Origin of the sequence: Pseudomonas sp. 14P_8.1_Bac3, assembly GCF_025466085.1 — a bacterium.
Taxonomy (GTDB): domain Bacteria; phylum Pseudomonadota; class Gammaproteobacteria; order Pseudomonadales; family Pseudomonadaceae; genus Aquipseudomonas.
This window is the reverse complement of sequence record NZ_JANLOD010000028.1, coordinates 1-17,915: the sequence shown is the minus strand read 5'-3', so window position 1 is coordinate 17,915 and position 17,915 is coordinate 1. Positions and strand designations below refer to the sequence as shown.

The 17,915-nt window shown below is 60.9% G+C and carries 12 protein-coding genes and 1 tRNA gene; 6 read left to right on the top strand and 7 right to left on the bottom strand.

Annotated elements, in window-relative coordinates; all coding sequences use genetic code 11:
• Positions 1–40: 40 nt before the first annotated feature.
• From NTD84_RS09050 to NTD84_RS09040, 3 genes are all read right to left on the bottom strand, one after another.
• Positions 41–322 (bottom strand): peptidylprolyl isomerase, encoded by a 282-nt coding sequence (locus tag NTD84_RS09050; RefSeq protein WP_262164802.1) that lies wholly within the window; start codon positions 320–322, stop codon positions 41–43.
• Positions 323–407: 85 nt separating this feature from the next.
• Positions 408–1,289 (bottom strand): esterase/lipase family protein, encoded by an 882-nt coding sequence (locus NTD84_RS09045; RefSeq protein ID WP_262164801.1) that lies wholly within the window; start codon positions 1,287–1,289, stop codon positions 408–410.
• 226 nt (positions 1,290–1,515) lie between these two features.
• Positions 1,516–2,589 carry a 3-deoxy-7-phosphoheptulonate synthase gene (locus NTD84_RS09040; RefSeq protein WP_262164800.1) on the bottom strand — a complete coding sequence of 358 codons (1,074 nt, stop codon included), beginning with the start codon at positions 2,587–2,589 and terminating at the stop codon, positions 1,516–1,518.
• 616 nt (positions 2,590–3,205) lie between these two features.
• On the opposite strand from NTD84_RS09040, the gene NTD84_RS09035 reads away from it, so the two are divergent.
• The 5 genes from NTD84_RS09035 to NTD84_RS09015 all read left to right on the top strand — a co-directional run bounded on the left by NTD84_RS09035 (position 3,206) and on the right by NTD84_RS09015 (position 6,996).
• Entirely contained in the window at positions 3,206–3,670 is a 465-nt protein-coding gene (locus NTD84_RS09035; protein WP_262164799.1) for a GNAT family N-acetyltransferase, read from the top strand.
• 126 nt (positions 3,671–3,796) lie between these two features.
• Positions 3,797–4,438 carry a UvrY/SirA/GacA family response regulator transcription factor gene (gene uvrY, locus NTD84_RS09030; protein WP_262164798.1) on the top strand — a complete coding sequence of 214 codons (642 nt, stop codon included), beginning with the start codon at positions 3,797–3,799 and terminating at the stop codon, positions 4,436–4,438.
• Positions 4,439–4,440: 2 nt separating this feature from the next.
• Positions 4,441–6,264, top strand: a complete 1,824-nt coding sequence (gene uvrC, locus NTD84_RS09025) for an excinuclease ABC subunit UvrC (protein WP_262164797.1) — start codon at positions 4,441–4,443, stop codon at positions 6,262–6,264.
• 33 nt (positions 6,265–6,297) lie between these two features.
• Positions 6,298–6,858, top strand: a complete 561-nt coding sequence (gene pgsA / locus NTD84_RS09020) for a CDP-diacylglycerol--glycerol-3-phosphate 3-phosphatidyltransferase (protein ID WP_262164796.1) — start codon at positions 6,298–6,300, stop codon at positions 6,856–6,858.
• A gap of 62 nt (positions 6,859–6,920) precedes the next feature.
• A tRNA-Gly gene (locus tag NTD84_RS09015) sits at positions 6,921–6,996 on the top strand.
• A 204-nt stretch (positions 6,997–7,200) separates the two neighbouring features.
• On the opposite strand, the gene NTD84_RS09010 is transcribed toward NTD84_RS09015, so the two are convergent.
• Both NTD84_RS09010 and NTD84_RS09005 read right to left on the bottom strand, forming a co-directional pair.
• A complete protein-coding gene (locus NTD84_RS09010; protein WP_262164795.1) occupies positions 7,201–11,286 on the bottom strand; it encodes a DEAD/DEAH box helicase in 4,086 nt (1,361 codons plus the stop codon).
• Positions 11,287–11,534: 248 nt separating this feature from the next.
• On the bottom strand, positions 11,535–12,419 hold the full coding sequence (locus tag NTD84_RS09005) for a LysR substrate-binding domain-containing protein (protein ID WP_262164794.1): 885 nt from the start codon (positions 12,417–12,419) through the stop codon (positions 11,535–11,537).
• A gap of 158 nt (positions 12,420–12,577) precedes the next feature.
• Between NTD84_RS09005 and NTD84_RS09000 the strand changes: the two genes are divergently transcribed.
• Positions 12,578–15,604, top strand: a complete 3,027-nt coding sequence (locus NTD84_RS09000; protein ID WP_262164793.1) for an FAD-binding and (Fe-S)-binding domain-containing protein — start codon at positions 12,578–12,580, stop codon at positions 15,602–15,604.
• A gap of 63 nt (positions 15,605–15,667) precedes the next feature.
• On the opposite strand, the gene NTD84_RS08995 is transcribed toward NTD84_RS09000, so the two are convergent.
• Together NTD84_RS08995 and NTD84_RS08990 are read right to left on the bottom strand one after the other, a co-directional pair.
• Positions 15,668–16,300, bottom strand: a complete 633-nt coding sequence (locus NTD84_RS08995; protein WP_262164792.1) for a response regulator — start codon at positions 16,298–16,300, stop codon at positions 15,668–15,670.
• Positions 16,301–16,327: 27 nt separating this feature from the next.
• Positions 16,328–17,689, bottom strand: coding sequence for a cache domain-containing protein (locus NTD84_RS08990; RefSeq protein ID WP_262164791.1), 1,362 nt, complete (start codon positions 17,687–17,689; stop codon positions 16,328–16,330).
• Positions 17,690–17,915 lie beyond the last annotated feature (226 nt).

Sequence of the window (17,915 nt, the reverse complement as noted above, 5' to 3'; positions counted from 1 at the left end):
CCAAAATGGCGGGCCGTCGTGGGGAAACATTGCGAATTGATCAGTCCTGGCGGCTGGTCACTTCCAGCAGGTGGTAGCCAAACTGGGTCTTCACCGGGCCTTGTACGACGTTGATCGGTGCGCTGAAGACCACGGTGTCGAATTCCTTGACCATCTGGCCTGGACCGAACGAACCCAGATCGCCGCCCTGACGGCTGGACGGGCAGGTGGAGTTGGCTTTGGCAACGTCGGCGAAATCGGCACCTGCCTCGATTTGGGCCTTGAGTTCGTTGCACTTGTCTTCGCTGGCAACCAGGATGTGACGGGCAGTGGCTTTAGCCATGGGGAAATACTCCTTTCAATGTTCAGTAAAGTGCTGAGCCTACCGGATTCAGTGGTCCATTTCTCCTCAAAGTTCCTTCCGCTGCTTAAAGGCCCGCCTTTCGCAGACGCTCGGCGTGCCGCACAAACGGTTCAACCGGATCAATGCCTTGGCGCACGCGACCGGCGGTCTGGTTGATGCTGTCGAGGTGATCCAGTGGATAGTCGGAACGGATCACCTTGCCCAGATGCGAGCTGAAGCGCCCGACCATGCCGTCGTTCTGATCGGCTTCGGTGGTGAAATAGCGGGAAAAGGCCCGGGAGAAGGCGTTCATCGGATCGAGGGCGTTGAATCCTTCATCGAGGACGCTGCCTTGCAATGTGCCGCTCCAGGAATAGTAGCGAACGCCGTTGACCAGCTCGCGGCCCTTGCCGCCCCAGGTTTTTGGCAGCCCTTGGGGGTACTTCTCGTTAAACGCGTAGACACCTTCGGTGGTCAACGCATTCAACGCGCAAAGGGCGTTTTGCGGCAGGTCGGGATGGCCGTTCAGCGCCGCCAGGAAATCGGCGAACAACGTGACGACCGCATCGGCCGCCCGCTCGGGGATGCGTCCGGGTGTCAGGGCTTTGCGCAGGAAGTCCGCCAGTTCCGAGCCATGATTCGGTCCGCTGACCGACGTCACCGACGCCACGATGTGCGGTGCTATCGCGGCGGCATAACGCGCGGCAAGCGCGCCCTGGCTGTGCCCGATCAGGTTGACCTTTTCGGCACCGGTGCCCTCCAGCACCCGTTCGATCTGCGCCAGCAGCTGCTCGCCGCGTGCTTCATTGCTATGGGTCACCGACAGGTGCGGAACGAACACCCTGGCGCCACCACTGCGCAGGGCTTGCTTGATGTCATGGAAGAGTTCGAAGGGGCCAATCCGGTCGAAACCGAACAGGCCGTGAACCAGCAGGATGGGATAGAGAGTGCTTGCATTCCGTTGCATATTCGTACCTTTTCGCAGAAGTTCGTGGATGTGCTCGGGCCTCACTCTAAAGCACTCGGACGTTTGCGCGATGTCTGAAAAAGCCGCTGTACGCGGATGAAAACGGAATAGAAACTGTGTGTAGATTCGAATCTGGATGAGGTCCGTTTCGGAATGTCCGAGCGTCTTTTAATCGGCGGTAGCCCACAACGTCGCGATGGACTACCGCCGGCAGGGCTTTTACCCGTCAGCCGCGGGCGGAACGCAACCGTTGCGCCGCCCGGCGCAACAACTCTTCCGTCCCCTCCCACCCAAGGCAACCATCGGTCACCGACACGCCGTACTGGAGCGAGGGGCTCAACGGCTGGCAACCCTCGAACAAATGACTTTCGATCATCATCCCGATCAACGTTCGATCGCCCTGCAAGCGCTGTTCAAGCACATCGTTGAACACCGCCGGTTGACGCAGCGGGTCTTTGCCGCTGTTGGCGTGGCTGCAATCGACCATGATCCGCGCCGGGATCTTCAGTTTGTTCAGGTCGATGTTCACTTGGGCAACGCTGTCGCGGTCATAGTTAGGGCCGCGATGACCGCCGCGCAGGACCAGGTGGGTGTCTGCGTTGCCCTGGGTCTGAATGATCGCCGGATGGCCCTGGCTGTCGACGCCGAAATGCCGATGCGGGTGCGCGGCGGAGCGCATGGCGTCACTGGCCACGCCGACGCCACCATCGGTGCCGTTCTTGAAGCCGACCGGCATGCTCAGGCCGCTGGCCATTTCCCGGTGAATCTGCGATTCGGTGGTCCGGGCGCCAATGGCGACCCAGCTGAGCAGGTCATCGAAGTAGCCGGCGGCCATCGGTTGCAGCAATTCGGTGGCGACCGGCAAGCCGAGCTGGAGCATTTCGCGCATCAGTTCGCGAGACAACGTCAGGCCGCCGGCCATGTCATCGCTGCCGTCCAGGTGCGGATCGTAGGCCAGGCCTTTCCAGCCGACTGTGGTACGAGGTTTTTCGACATAGGCGCGCATCACCAGGAGCATTTCATCGCTGACTTCAGCGGCGAGGCGGGCGAGGTGGCCGGCGTATTCGAGGGCGGAGCGGGGATCGTGAATCGAGCAGGGGCCGACGATGACCAGCAAACGGGAGTCTTCACCGTTGAGGATCGCACGGACCGCGTCGCGATGGGCGGCGACTTGCCGGGTCAGGGCGTTGCTGAGGGGCAGTTGCTGCTTGAGTTGCAACGAGCTGGGCAGGCGCAAGGTCAGCGCTTCGTTGGCAGGGCTCAGGGTGGACAGCGGCAGAGCAGAGACGGACGAGTTCATAGTCAGGTTTCCTGGGCGAGCAGCGGGTTCTTCCCGCGCGCTCGGCCCTACTGGGGTGTTCGACAATTGGCCGGATTGGCTGCGTGGGTGTGCTTGCCACCTGTGGGTGACCGATCGGAGGCGGCAGGCTGTCCCGAGCGGAGGCTGCTAAATCGCCAGGCGGTAAAACTGTCGTAACGGTAATAAGTGGCGTAGTTCATTTTCTGAATCCTCAAGTTGTCTGGTGTGTTGCTAAAAATGTAGGGGCTGAAAAAACAAAACCCCCGGTCGGGAGGCCGACCGGGGGTTGAGAATTCTCTGGTGGCGACCCGTCTAAAGTGGGCGCCGTGTGGGTATCAGGCGCGCCAGTGGCTAAACCAATACCCAAAATAAAAGCTGACCGGAGCGCAAACACAGTTCGCCCGGGCAGCCACAACCGAGCGCGAGGCGCTGGCGGTACGAAGCTGTAAGAGGGCGTTGGACATGGTCTGTCTCCGATGGATGCGCCGAGCTTACTAGAGGCCGGTACGCGGATTCAATCAGAAATTGCTATCAATGACTGGAGGGGTTATCTATCGCTTGAGTGCATCGGAGGTTGTGCCACACTTCGAACTCTTCAAAAGCGCCAAGACCTGCCATGACGATATCGACCAGCGCCGACGTATTCGAATTACGCCCGGCAACCGCGCAGGATCTCCACTTTGCTCGCGAGCTGACCTGTCGGTCATTGCTCCGCTATTACATTCAGCACGACTTGTTGTGGCAGGACGAGGCTTTCGATAGGGCCTGGGCGGGACGGCAAAACTGGTTGATCGTGCGCGATGACGAGCGGCTGGGTTATGTGAGCCTGAGCCGGGACGCGAGAGCGCTGTACATCCGTGAACTGCACGTCCTTGAGGCGTTTCGCGGACAGGGCGCTGGTTCCTGGGCGATCGGTCAGGTATTGACGATGGCTTGCAATGAGCGGCGCCCGGCCTTGCGGCTGACAGTATTTGAAAATAATCCGGCGAAAGCCTTATATGAAAGAAAGGGCCTGAAGGTGGTCGGCGCGGACGAGTGTTTCCTGAGAATGCAGCTCGATGTCGAGGTCGTGAAACGCTGAAACACGCATAAGACAAGCCTTTCAAGATGTATTGAAACTTTTTATATGACGCTTGCCGCTAGGTCTGCCAGTCGCTTTTTGCTAAGGTGTCGACAACTCAATAAGACCATATCGCGAGGTGTCTGCTTGATTAGGGTGCTAGTAGTCGATGACCATGATCTCGTTCGTACAGGCATTACACGAATGCTGGCTGACATCGATGGCCTGCAAGTGGTCGGCCAGGCTGAGTCTGGCGAAGAATCCCTGCTCAAGGCGCGTGAGTTGAAACCCGATGTGGTTCTGATGGACGTCAAGATGCCCGGTATCGGCGGTCTTGAGGCCACCCGTAAATTGTTGCGCAGTCACCCCGACATCAAGGTGGTCGCGGTCACCGTGTGCGAAGAAGATCCGTTTCCAACCCGATTGTTGCAGGCCGGTGCCGCCGGTTACCTGACCAAGGGCGCCGGGCTGCCTGAAATGGTCCAGGCCATTCGTCTGGTGTTTGCCGGGCAACGCTACATCAGCCCGCAGATCGCCCAGCAATTGGCGATCAAATCCTTCCAGCCGACCAACGATTCGCCGTTCGACGTACTGTCGGAGCGGGAAATCCAGATCGCGCTGATGATTGTCGGCTGCCAGAAAGTCCAGATCATTTCCGACAAGCTGTGCCTGTCGCCCAAAACCGTTAACACCTACCGTTATCGAATTTTCGAAAAGCTTTCGATCAGCAGCGATGTCGAATTGACGCTGCTCGCGGTTCGTCACGGCATGGTGGATGCCAGCCTCTGAACATGACTGACACCTTCGATCCAAGCGCTTTCCTGTCGACGGTCAGTGGACGCCCCGGCGTCTATCGCATGTTCGACAGCGAGGCGCGCCTACTCTACGTCGGCAAGGCCAAGAACCTCAAGAATCGGCTGTCGAGCTACTTCCGCAAGTCCGGGCTCGCGCCAAAGACCGCGGCGCTGGTCGCGCGTATCGCCCAGGTCGAAACGACCATCACGGCCAACGAAACCGAAGCCCTGTTGCTTGAGCAGACGCTGATCAAGGAATGGCGGCCGCCCTACAACATCCTGCTGCGCGACGATAAATCCTACCCGTATGTCTTTCTCTCGGACGGTCAGTTTCCACGACTGAGCATTCATCGTGGGGCGAAAAAGGCCAAGGGCAAATACTTCGGCCCTTATCCCAGCGCCGGTGCGATTCGCGAAAGCCTGAGCCTGCTGCAGAAAACCTTTTTCGTTCGACAGTGTGAAGACAGCTACTACAAGAACCGCACGCGTCCGTGCCTGCAATACCAGATCAAACGCTGCAAGGCGCCGTGTGTGGGGCTGGTGGAGCCCGAGGTGTACGCCGAAGACGTGCGGCACTCGGTGATGTTCCTGGAAGGGCGTAGCAATGCGCTGACCGACGAGTTGTCTGCCGCCATGGAAGAGGCGGCGATCAACCTGGAGTTCGAACGTGCCGCCGAGCTGCGCGACCAGATCTCATTGCTGCGCCGGGTCCAGGATCAGCAAAGCATGGAAGGCGGTTCCGGTGATGTTGATGTGATTGCTGCGTTCGTCAACCCGGGCGGTGCCTGCGTTCACTTGATCAGTGTGCGCGGCGGCCGGGTGCTGGGGAGCAAGAACTTCTTCCCGCAAGTGGGTATCGACGAGGATGTTTCCGAGGTCATGGCCGCGTTTCTCGGCCAATACTTCATCACCAGCCCGGAACGCGATTTGCCGAGCGAGTTGATCGTCAACGTGGTTCACGAAGATTTCCCGACGCTGATCGCGGCGATCGAAGAACTGCGTGGTCGCGAACTGTCCATCAGCCACCGTGTTCGCGGGACACGCGCGCGCTGGCAGCAATTGGCCGTGACCAACGCCGAACAGGCTCTGGGTGCGCGCCTGGCCAACCGGCAACACGTGGCCGCGCGTTTTGAAGCGCTGGCCGATGTGCTGAAACTGGATGAGCCGCCGCAGCGCCTGGAGTGTTACGACATCAGCCACTCCAGCGGCGAAGCGACCGTGGCGTCCTGTGTGGTGTTCGGTCCCGAAGGCCCGATCAAATCCGACTACCGCCGCTACAACATCGAGGGCGTGACGCCCGGCGACGACTACGCCGCCATGCACCAGGCGCTGACCCGACGCTTCAGCAAACTGAAGGACGGGGAGGGCAAGCTGCCGGACATTCTGCTGGTGGACGGCGGTAAAGGTCAGTTGTCCATGGCCCGTGACGTACTCAACGAACTGGCGGTGCCCGACCTGATACTGCTCGGCGTGGCCAAGGGCGCGACGCGCAAGGCCGGTTTCGAAACCCTGTACCTTAACGATGCCGCCCACGAATTCACCCTGCGCGGTGATTCACCGGCGCTGCATTTGATCCAGCAGATCCGTGACGAAGCCCACCGATTCGCTATTACCGGACACCGTGCCCGTCGTGGCAAAACCCGCCGCACGTCTACACTGGAAGGCGTCGCGGGCGTCGGACCGACACGCCGGCGTGATCTGCTGAAACATTTTGGTGGATTGCAGGAGCTGTCTCGTGCCAGCATCGAAGAGATCGCCAAAGCACCCGGGATCAGTAAAAAGCTCGCAGAGTTGATTTATGCAAATCTGCACAGCGAGTAGAATGCCCAACTCACCTCGTAGCCAGTTGTGCCGATGAATATCCCTAATCTGATTACCGTTCTACGCGTCCTGCTCATCCCGATCTTCATTTTGTTGTTTTACCTGCCTTATCAATGGAGCTACCTGGCGTCCGCGTCGGTTTTCGCGTTTGCTGCCGCCACCGACTGGCTGGACGGTTACCTGGCTCGGCGTCTGGAGCAAAGCACGCCATTCGGGGCTTTTCTCGACCCGGTGGCGGACAAGCTGATGGTCGCCGTGGCGCTGGTCCTGCTGGTGCAGGAACACGGTAATTTGTGGCTGACATTGCCGGCTGCGGTCATTATCGGGCGCGAGATTGTCGTCTCGGCACTGCGCGAGTGGATGGCCGAACTCGGCGCACGTGCCCACGTCGCCGTGTCGAACCTGGGCAAATGGAAAACCGCCGCGCAGATGCTGGCGCTGGTGATCCTGCTGGCGAATCCGTCAGACTTCAGTTTCTGGGTTTTGGTCGGTTACGCGCTGCTGCTGATCTCCGCAGGCCTGACGCTGTGGTCGATGGTTCAATACCTGCGGGCCGCCTGGCCGCATCTGAAGACGGACGTGGAAAAGAAATAAGCTTTTTTGAATCAAAGGGTTGACGGGGCATCTGGATTCTATAGAATGCGCCACACCAAGACGCGGGAATAGCTCAGTTGGTAGAGCACGACCTTGCCAAGGTCGGGGTCGCGAGTTCGAGTCTCGTTTCCCGCTCCAAATTAAAGAAAAAGCCACTCAATCGAGTGGCTTTTTTTTGTGCCTGAAAAAAACCTCCACGTTCATTCAGGCCAGTCGCGTAATCGTTAACGACCATCGCCAGCAAGCTGGCTCCTGCGGGTCTTGCGTATATCCGGGCTCCGTGAAGCCCGGTTTTTGCGAGGTGCCGGGACCTGGCGCAACGTCAGGCAGCCGGCACCGCCTCTAGCCTTTGAGCAACTCCAGCAGCGCATCAGCGTCCAGTTTTGCACTGATTTCCCCACCGTCCAGCAGGCTGTCGGCCAGATCGCGTTTGCGCCCGTGCAAGCCGACGATCTGCTCTTCGATGCTGTTTTCGGTGACCAGCCGGTAGATCGTCACAGGCCGTTGTTGACCCATTCGATGAGCGCGGTCGCTGGCTTGATCTTCGACGGCCGGGTTCCACCAGGGGTCGAGGTGGATCACATAGTCCGCCGCCGTCAGGTTAAGCCCACTGCCACCTGCCTTGAGGCTGATCAGAAAGATGTCGCCGACCCCGGACTGAAAGGCGTTGACCCGGCTCTGTCGCTCTTTCACGGGTGTCGCGCCATCAAGGTACTGATAGGCGATACCTGCTTGGTCGAGCCAGGCGCGAACGATACTCAGATGGTCCACGAATTGGCTGAAGACCAGCGCCTTGTGCCGGTTTTCAAGCAATTCGCTGACGATTTCGGTGAACGCCTGCAACTTGCTGCTTTGTAACGTCGAGCCAGGCAGGACCAGTGAAGGGTGGCAGCAGAAGCGCCGCAGGCGGGTGATTTCCGCCAGGACTTGCATGGATTTGCCCGCCTGTGGATCGAGTCGCGACAAGTTGTCCACTGCCTGCTGGCGCAGGGCTTCGTACTGGTGCGCTTCTTCCTCCGATAACGGCACCTTGTAGGTAATTTCGGTACGGGCCGGCAGTTCTGCGAGTACCTGACTTTTCAGTCGACGGAGGATAAAGGGCTGGATCAATGCCTTGAGTGCCCGGCGCGCTGCCACGTCACCTTGTTCGATGGGGGTCGCGAAGCGGGCGGCAAAGCTATCCTGACTGCCGAGCAGACCAGGGTTGATAAACCGGAACAGGTTCCACAACTCGCCGAGATGGTTTTCCAGCGGGGTGCCGGTGGCGACCATGCGAAAGTCGGCCTGCAACGCCATGACGGCCTGCGAGCGTTTGGTCTGGGCATTTTTGATGGCCTGGGCTTCGTCCAGTACCACGCTGGTCCAGTGCTGCTCAGCGAATGCCCCGGCGTCGAGTTGCAACAGGCCATAGCTGACGATGACCAGATCGCCAGGACCGAGGTCGTTCAAGCTGCGCTGCTGCTGATAGAGGCGCAATCTGAGGCTTGGCGCAAAGCGTACGCTTTCCGCTTGCCAGTTGAGCGTAACCGACGTCGGAGCGACGACCAGTTGCGGCCCAAGGCTGGCCCGCTGCAACAGCAGGGCCAGCGTCTGCACGGTCTTGCCCAGACCCATGTCGTCGGCCAGGCAGGCGCCAACGCCCCACTGGGCAAGGCGCGCCAGCCAGACGAACCCATCGTGCTGGTAATCGCGCAGTTCGGCTTGCAGGGTGCCGGGCACCAGCGGCTGGTAGTCGCGCAGGGATTGCAGTTTTTCCAGGTGCGTTTGCCAGTTTGCGTCGGCATCGAATTGCCCGACTTCCTGCGCCAGGCTGGCGAGCAGCGGCGAGGTGAGGGCGCTGAGTCGCAGGCCTTGGTCGCTGACCCGGTCCGTCAGGTGAGCCAGTTCATCGAGGCGTTTGCGCAAGCTCTCGTCGAGGGCCAGCCAATCACGCTCGTTGAGCCGCAGGAAGCGTCCGGGACTGGCTTTGAGCAGCTCCATCAATTCCTTGAGCTGCAACACCTTGCCGTCGTCGAGGGTGATATTTCCTTGCAGAACGAACCAGTCGCCCTGCTGGCGAAGACCCAGCGTTAGCTGGGGCAGGCCGGGGCGGGCCTTGATCCGCATGCGTTCACCTTCCGGCCAGATGCAATGCAGTTGCTCACCGTCCAGTGCGTGCAATTCGCTGAGCAACTGCAGAGCATGCTGGGGTTGGTCCAGCTGCCACTCCTGACCATCGCTGTCGGCATAGGCGAGTCCCGGACAACTGTGCAGCACTTGCTGCAGGACGTGTCGTTCACCGGCCAGGTCTCGAGTGACCTGCAGCGGCTTGCCGTCCCGTTCACTCAGCAGATTCTCGGCACCATGACCCGGGCGGAACCAACTGCCGTCGGCCAATGGACGTACCAGTAATTGCAGGCGCACCCCTTCAGCCAGTGGCAGCAGGTGCGCGTAGAGACGGGTGTCGGCGGGTTCTCGGTCAAGGTGGCCCGTGAGTTCGGGGATGTTCGAGTGGATCGGCAACAGTGGCGCGATGGCGCTCACTGCTTCGATCAGTTGCGCCTTGGCCGATGTTGGCACGCTCAGGCCCTGGCCGACGATGTCTATGATTTTGCGCAGTTCGCGGTTGATGGGATACACCACCAGACGCGTGGGGGTTTCTTTGTGCGTATAGGTTTCACCCGCTTCGACGATGCCAGGTGGCTCGAGGTGCAGGCGAATCTGTTCGGCATGATTTTGCAGGTGCAAGGCCGCCTGACCCGCATGCACGTCGATACGCACGTCCGGCGCGTCCTGCCAGTAGACGGCGGGATGACCGACCAGCCGAGGCAAGGCGTGAACGGCGGCCAATTCGTATTCAGGTCTGCCGTAGTGATAGCTCACCTGGATCGCGCCGATCGTCTGTCGGTCCTGTTCGCAGAGAAAATCCATGAGATCAACATCTTCCACGAGGCGCTTGAACGCCACCGCGCGCCCCTTGCTCCACTGGCCCTTCGCATTGCGCTTCTGTTCGCGGGGTTCGACTCTGCTCCAGTACGCATCGAGTTCAATGGACCAGGCCAGGCGCGTGTTTTTCTCGTCAGCCTTGAGGGTGGCTGGTGCCTTGCCGGGCCTGAGCTGGCTCAGCGCATTCAGGGCATGCTCCCACGCTTCCTGGCGCTGGCAGAGTCCAACCAGGGGCTGCAAGCCAGCGCGCTGATGCACCTCGGCGAATAGCCGGGGTTGGCCGAATTGCACGGCGATCAGCGCGTCGAACTCCGCCGCGAGCCAGAGGTATTCATCCCGCGCCAGTTCATCACGATAATCCTGCAGGGTGATACGCCATTTATCCTGGCGCACCTGAGGCGCATCCTGCCAGTACAGGGCAATGGCACGCACCAGACCGTCCAGGCCATTGAGCGTGGAGGGCAGGAAAGATGGTAGAGACGGCTTGTCTCCTGCCATTTGCTCCAACAATCCTTGTAACTCTTTGTAGGCTTCGCCGTAGTTTTCCTTCGTGCCTAGCGCGATGGCTTGCTTGAGTGAAGCACGCTGCAGTGGGTCGTTCTCCGCGACCAGCGCGAGGCAGTAAAAAATGTTGAGCACGGGAGGCAGGTCGATCTTGCGCTTCTTGGTGAGTCTGCGAATCTCGGTCAGCCAGGTGCGCAGCCCCCGCAGCGCCTCGCTCACGTGGCCGCGAAGCATCAGATGGACGGTTTGTTGCAATAACGTCAACTCATCCACGTCGATGTGTTCAAGGTTGCCCCAGTCTCCCCGCCACAACGCCTGAAGCGCCAACTCCAACCCCAGCATCCGGTTTGGCCGAGCTTCCATCTCGCGCTGCGCCAGCGGGTAGCTGTGGCCGGCGGGGCCGAGTTGGGTATTGATCAGATTGAGATGATCCTCCACCAGCAACAGGCGGATGTCAGCATCGAGCCGGGCAACCACCTCGAGGCCTTCCGCGTCGGACGTCAACGAATGCACCGGGTGGGGTGCCGGAGACTGGTGGTGAAAAAACAGATAGGTCGCCAGGCGCAGCGACTGCGCCAGTCCGCCCAGGTTGCCGCTGAGCAGGTTCAGCCAGAGGTCCTGCAAAATCCGTGAGCGGGAAGGGGTTTGCCATTCACTGAGCAAGGGCAGGCCGTCCTTGATCTCGTGCAGCCACCGCTCTAGATCGGGTGAATCCAACAGGCTCAGCAACACGCGATTGCGCCGCTCGGACGCAACGTTGAAATAACGGCCCTCGGGCCGCTCCTCCAACGTGATCCAGTGCTCCCGCTGAAGAGACTCAAGAAGCGCGGACAGCGTTTCGGCGTCCAGCAGGCGGCCACTGGAGTCATTGACGCCCATTGAGCGCACCAGTTTCAGCAGCGACATCTTGCCCTTGCCGGGAAATGACGTTACCAACCCGTACAGGACCGCCATGCAGTGATCGGGCAAGTGGTCGGGTGCGGTTGACTCGGGGAACATCCAGGACCTCGTGGGCTCAGCCTCGCGGGAAGAAGTTTCGTCCCGTAGCGAAAGGCGCATTTTTCACGAGATGGAGCCGCTTGTCGACCTTGGGTCAAAGAGGGGTCATGCGGCAGCACGCAATGATTTGGTTTATGCGTTGGCGATGTCGTAGCGACAGCAAAATTCCGCCATCACCCCTTCGAACACAAACCCCTAAGGAGAGCCTGCGCGCTCCCGCATGTCCGCTGCCTATGCCCCGGCATCGGTCATATCTGTTCCAGCAGCCAGGTACGGAACGCCACGAGTGACGGCAGCATTTCGTTGCGTGGCGGGTAAGCCAGGTAATAACTGCGCTGGCTGGCGAAGGGCTGTCCGAGGCTGATCAGCTCGCCGTTGGCCAGCTCATCGGTCACCAGAATCCGCGGCACCAGACCGATGCCGATACCGGCCCTGACGGCCTGGATCAAGTGCGAGGTGAGTTCGAAACTCGGCCCCAGCCGCATCATCCGATGGGGCAGGGCGTGATGGCTGAACCACTCGCCCCAGACGTTGGCGTTGCTCGCGACGTTGAGCAGCGTCTGGCCCGCAACACGCTCCGGCGTCCACAGGTCATGGGCCTCGGCGGCTTCAGGAGAGATGATCACCATCAGCTCTTCAGTGTGCAGACGGTGGCTGATCAGCCCCGGAAGGTCGGCACTTCCCACCATGATTGCCGCATCGATGCCGCTGGTTTCGAAATCGATGGCGTCGATCCGCGAATTGATGTGCACCAGCATGCCGGGATGGGTTTTGTAGAAATCATGCAGGCGCGGCAGCAACCACTTCGAGCCGAAGGTCGGCAAGGTGGCCAGGCGCAAGGTGCCGCTGCCGGACTGATAGGCCATGGCCTGCAACGTGGCGCTGCGGATGCGTCCAAGGGCTTCACTCATTTCTCGCTGATAGAGACGGCCAACATCGGTCAGTTGCACTTGTCGGCCTTCGCGGCGGAACAGCGTCAGGCCCAGTTGCTGTTCCAGCGCCTGGACTTGGCGGCTCACGGCACTTTGGGTCAGCGACAGTTCCATCGCGGCGCGGGTATAGCTTTCGTGGCGGGCGGCGGCTTCAAACGCCAACAGCAACGACATCGAAGGAGTGAGGTGGCGGTAATTCATTCGTAAAAGTCATCGATAGCGGCAGGATTATCCGTTTGTCCTACGCCAGAACCTTCAGGATCATTGGCGTAGCCGACGACCTGAGGCTGACCCATTAATGCCCAGGCGACAAGTGTTTTGCATTTTCCGTGTTCAGACCAAGAAGAGAACCGCCTGCGATGATCGCCCAGTTGCCCACCGTTGCACTCGCGGCAGACTACCCCGAGTTTCTTGAAGCCCTGCGTGCCAGCGGTTTCCGCGGCCAGCTCAGCGCCGACTACGCCACACGCACCGTGCTGGCCACCGACAATTCGATCTACCAGCGTTTGCCGCAAGCTGCGGTGTTTCCGCTGGATGCAGACGACGTCGTGCGCATCGCGACCGTGATGGCCGAACCGCATTTTCGCCAGATCAAACTGACCCCGCGCGGTGGCGGGACCGGCACCAACGGCCAGTCACTGACCGATGGCATCGTGGTCGACCTGTCGCGGCATATGAACGCCATCCTCGAAATCAACGTTGCCGAGCGCTGGGTGCGGGTGCAGGCCGGCGTGGTCAAGGACCAGCTGAATGCCGCGCTCAAGCCCCACGGGCTGTTCTTCGCCCCGGAGCTGTCGACCTCCAATCGCGCCACCGTCGGCGGCATGATCAACACCGACGCCAGCGGCCAAGGCAGTTGCACCTATGGCAAGACCCGCGATCATGTGCTGGAGCTGCACAGCGTTTTGCTCGGCGGTGAGCGCCTGCACAGCCAGCCGCTGACCGACGCGGAGCTGGAGAGCGCCTGCGCGCAAACCGGCCGGATCGGCGAGGTGTACCGGGTGGCCCGGCACATTCAGGAAACCCAGGCGGAACTGATCGAATCGATATTCCCCAAGCTCAACCGCTGCCTGACCGGCTACGACCTGGCGCACTTGCGCGACGAACATGGGCACTTCAACCTCAATAGCGTGCTGTGCGGTGCGGAGGGTTCGCTGGGCTACATCGTCGAAGCCAAGCTCAACGTGCTGCCGATTCCGAACTATTCAGTGTTGGTGAACGTGCGCTACGGCAGCTTCATGGAGGCGTTGCGCGACGCCAATGCGTTGCTGGCGCACAAGCCGCTGTCCATCGAAACCGTGGACTCCAAAGTGTTGTTGCTGGCGATGAAGGACATCGTCTGGCACAGCGTCGCCGAGTATTTCCCGAGCGACGCCGGACGCCCGACGCTGGGCATTAATCTGGTGGAATTCAGCGGCGACGACGTGGCTGAAGTGAACGCGCGGGTGACAGCGTTTGTGGCGCACTTGCAGGCCGACACGAGCATTGAACGCGTCGGACACACGTTGGCCGAAGGCGCCGAAGCGGTGAGCCGCGTCTACACCATGCGCAAACGTTCGGTCGGGCTGTTGGGCAACGTTGAAGGTGAGATTCGTCCGCAGCCCTTCGTGGAAGACACCGCGGTGCCGCCGGAGAAACTGGCGGACTACATCGCCGAGTTCCGCGCATTGCTGGACAGCTACCACCTGGCGTACGGCATGTTCGGTCACGTCGATGGCGGGGTGTTGCACGTACGCCCGGCGCTGGACATGAAAGACCCGGCCCAGGCCGCGCTGGTCAAGCCGATTTCCGATGCTGTGGCCGCGCTGACCCAGCGTTATGGCGGGTTGCTGTGGGGTGAGCACGGCAAGGGTTTACGCTCGGAATACGTGCCCGGGTTTTTCGGCGAGTTGTACCCGGCGCTGCAATCGCTCAAGGGGGCGTTCGATCCGCACAATCAGCTCAACCCCGGCAAGATCTGCACGCCGCCGGCTGCCGCCGAGAGTTTGCTCAAGGTCAACGAGGTGACGCTGCGCGGTGATCTCGATCGGCAGATCGACGAGCGCGTCTGGCAAAGTTTCGGCACCGCCATGCACTGCAACGGTAATGGCGCCTGCTACAACTACGACCCCAACGACGCGATGTGCCCGTCGTGGAAAGCCACTCGTGAGCGCCAGCATTCGCCGAAGGGCAGGGCGTCGTTGATTCGAGAATGGTTGCGGTTGCAAGGGGCGGCCAATATCGATGTGCTGCAAGCGGCGCGGGGCAGGTTGGCGTGGTTGAGCGGCTTGCCGATGCGGTTGCGCAATAACCTCGCGCGTTCGCGGGGCGAGGCGGATTTTTCCCATGAGGTCTACGACGCGATGGCCGGTTGCCTGGCCTGTAAATCCTGCGCGGGACAATGCCCGGTCAAGGTCAACGTGCCGGACTTTCGTTCGCGTTTTCTCGAGCTGTACCACGGTCGTTATCAGCGTCCGTTGCGTGATTATCTGATTGGCTCGCTGGAGTTCACCATTCCTTACATGGCCTACGCTCCCGGCCTGTACAACGCGGTGATGGGCTCGAAGTGGGTAAGCCGTCTGCTCGAACGACACGTCGGGATGCTCGACAGTCCGCTGATCCATCGCCATGACTTGCAGGCCACGTTGACCCGCTGCAAGGTCGCCGTCGCCAGCGTGCCGGCCTTGCGCGAACTGACCGCCGCGCAACGCGAGCGCAGCGTGGTGCTGGTACAGGACGCGTTCACCCGCTACTTCGAAACGCCGTTGCTAGCGGGTTTTATCCAGTTGGCGCATCAGTTGGGTTATCGGGTATTCCTCGCGCCCTACAGCGCCAATGGCAAGCCGTTGCATGTGCAGGGGTTCCTCGGCGCGTTCGCCAAGGCGGCGATCCGCAACGGCAATCAGCTCAAGGCCCTCGCCGACTGCGGCGTGCCACTGGTGGGGCTGGACCCGGCGATGACGCTGGTTTATCGCCAGGAATATCAGAAAGTGCCGGGGCTTGATGATTGCCCGAAGGTCTTGCTGCCGCAGGAATGGCTCATCGATGCGCTGCCGGAAAATCCGAGCCCTGCCACCGAGACCTACCGGTTGTTGGCGCACTGCACTGAGAAGACCAATGCCCCAGCGAGTACTTCGCAATGGGCGGCGGTGTTTGCGCGTCTGGGGCTCAAGCTGGTGACCGAGGCGACCGGCTGCTGCGGCATGTCCGGCACCTACGGCCACGAAGCGCGGAACCAGGAAACGTCGCGGGCCATTTTCGAGCAGTCATGGGCCGGCAAGCTGGACAAGCCGGGTGAGGCACTGGCAACGGGTTATTCTTGCCGCAGTCAGGTGAAGCGCTTGGCCGGTAAGCCGCTGCGCCATCCGTTGGAGGTGGTGTTGGCGCGGTTGATTTGGTCGCAGTGAATCAAGGGTGGCCGGTGCGCTTGAACGGCGATGTCGTGGAAGCCGGGATGACTTGAGAGAGGCCTACCTGGAGATGATCCCGTGATCGATCGCGTATTTGACCAGTGCCGCCGGTTTGTCGATGTTGAGCTTGCGACGGATGCTCAGGCGATGGGTTTCGACGGTGCGCACGCTGATGTCGAGGTCGCGGGCCATTTCCTTGTTGTTCATGCCTTGGGCCATTTTGTACAGCACCTGGCTTTCCCGGGGCGTCAGCTCGTTGTCGGTGCTTTTATCGGCGATCAGCCGCTGGGCGATTTCGGCACTGTAGAACGTGCCGCCGCTGGCAATGGCTTCGATGGCGGCGATGATTTCCCGTGACGGCGCGTTTTTCAGCACATAGCCGCTGGCCCCTGAACGCACGGATTCACTGACGTATTCGTAATTGTCGTACATGCTCAGCACCAGCACTTTCAGCGCCGGGTACTGGCTGCGCAGCAAGCGGGTCAGCTCCAGGCCGTTCATGTCCTTCAGGCTGATGTCGACCAGCAGCAGGTCGGGCTGACAGCGTCCGACCATCTCGATGGCCTCCGCACCGTTCTCGGCTTCGCCGACCACTTCCAGCGGGGCCATGACCGACAGCAGCGCCTTGATGCCGTCGCGGACCAAAGAGTGGTCGTCGACCAGGGCGACGCGGATCGGGGAGGGCAGGTTCATCACGGGCAATTCACTCTTAAGGTCAGTTCAGCGTTTGGCGCCGGGCATTTTCATCGGCAGCAGCACATCCAGCTCACTTCTTCCCGGGATCGATATCAAGTCGAACCGACCACCGAAATGTTCGACACGTTCACGCATGTTACGCAAGCCAATGCCGGCATGCAGCCGTTCGACCTGGGCGACGTTGAAGCCGACGCCGTCATCGATCACCGTCAACCGCAAGGATTCTTCAGATCCGTGCAGGCTGATGGAAACGTTTTTCGCCTGCGCATGCCGTTCGATATTGGTCAGGCTTTCCTGCACGATGCGGAACAGCGAGACCGCCGCGCCATCGACCAGATGGCAGTCGAATTCGTTGTCGTTGTAGGTCACCGTGAGGCCGCTGCGTTGCTCGAATTCCTCGGCGAGTTGGCCAATGGCGGCTGACAGGCCAAGGGTGTCGAGCAGGGATGAGCGCAGGTCGTGGGAGAGGCTGCGCACCTCGCCAATCGCTTCGCCCAGACGCTCGGTGGCCTCCTTCAGAATGCTCAGCCCTTTGTCTTGTCCATTCTCCAGCACATGGCTGGCCAGTTCGAACTGGAACTTGATCGACACCAGCACCTGGCTGATGCCGTCGTGCAATTCCCGGGACACCCGCGAGCGTTCTTCCTCCTGCAGACTGACGATACGCTGGGTCAGGCGCTGCAGTTTTTTGTCAGCCAGACGGTGCTCGCTGACGTTGAGGGTCATGCCGCTGGCGAACACGAACAGCACCGCCACCAGCGCCACGGCGGCAATCGCCAGCATGGTCTTGCGGATGCCCTGGGCCACTTCGTCACGCGCCTGCTGGGTCGCGCGTTCAACGTCTTCGAGATAGATGCCGGTGCCGAGCATCCAGCCCCAGCGATCCAGCATCACCACATAGGCGAGCTTGTCGGTCACCTGACCGGAGGAGGGCTTGTTCCAGGCGTAGCGCTGGAAGCCTTCGCCGGATTGTGCGGCCTTGAGCAAGGCCTGGATCACCGGCAGACCGTGCGGGTCCTTCATGTCCCACAGGTATTGGCCCACCAGGTCCGATTGCCGCGCGTGCATCAGGCTGCGGCCTTCGCGGTCGTAGACGAAGAAATAGCCGTTAATGCCGAAGCTGAGTTTGCGCAGTTCCTCCAGCACTTGCTGCTGGGCATGCGCGTCACCGTGGCCGTCGTCGTACAGCGGCGCGATCAGGCTCCGGGCCATTTCCACGTAGTTTTTCAGCTCGGCGCGCTTGCTCGCCAGAATGCTGTCTTCGATCAGTTGGGCCTGTTGATCGCCCAGTTGGCGATTGAGGGAAATCACCAGCGCACAGATGACCGCAATCGCCAGCACCAGTGGCAGAATCCCGAGCGCGACGATTTTGTGTTTGAGCTGCATGGTGACTCCTGCCTGGCTGTTCCGGTAGGAGCGAGCACGGGGCGGCGTTTGGCGAAGGCCGGCATCATATGCCAAAGATACGCGGGTCCAGTAGCGCTGCTGGACGGAATGACCGGTGGATGGAGGCCCCCGGGTTGAAACACATATCCCCCTGTGGGGGGGGGGGGGGGGGGGGGGGGGGGGGGGGGGGTGGGGGGGGGGGGGGGGGGGGGGGGCCGGGGGGGGG

Coding starts and splice junctions, on each gene's coding strand:
- NTD84_RS08995 (WP_262164792.1), bottom strand. CDS start 16,300: ATGAACCTGCCCTCCCCGATCCGCGTCGCCCTGGTCGACGACCACTCT.
- pgsA (WP_262164796.1), top strand. CDS start 6,298: ATGAATATCCCTAATCTGATTACCGTTCTACGCGTCCTGCTCATCCCG.
- NTD84_RS09010 (WP_262164795.1), bottom strand. CDS start 11,286: ATGTTCCCCGAGTCAACCGCACCCGACCACTTGCCCGATCACTGCATG.
- NTD84_RS09050 (WP_262164802.1), bottom strand. CDS start 322: ATGGCTAAAGCCACTGCCCGTCACATCCTGGTTGCCAGCGAAGACAAG.
- NTD84_RS09005 (WP_262164794.1), bottom strand. CDS start 12,419: ATGAATTACCGCCACCTCACTCCTTCGATGTCGTTGCTGTTGGCGTTT.
- NTD84_RS09035 (WP_262164799.1), top strand. CDS start 3,206: ATGACGATATCGACCAGCGCCGACGTATTCGAATTACGCCCGGCAACC.
- NTD84_RS09045 (WP_262164801.1), bottom strand. CDS start 1,289: ATGCAACGGAATGCAAGCACTCTCTATCCCATCCTGCTGGTTCACGGC.
- uvrC (WP_262164797.1), top strand. CDS start 4,441: ATGACTGACACCTTCGATCCAAGCGCTTTCCTGTCGACGGTCAGTGGA.
- NTD84_RS08990 (WP_262164791.1), bottom strand. CDS start 17,689: ATGCAGCTCAAACACAAAATCGTCGCGCTCGGGATTCTGCCACTGGTG.
- NTD84_RS09040 (WP_262164800.1), bottom strand. CDS start 2,589: ATGAACTCGTCCGTCTCTGCTCTGCCGCTGTCCACCCTGAGCCCTGCC.
- NTD84_RS09000 (WP_262164793.1), top strand. CDS start 12,578: ATGATCGCCCAGTTGCCCACCGTTGCACTCGCGGCAGACTACCCCGAG.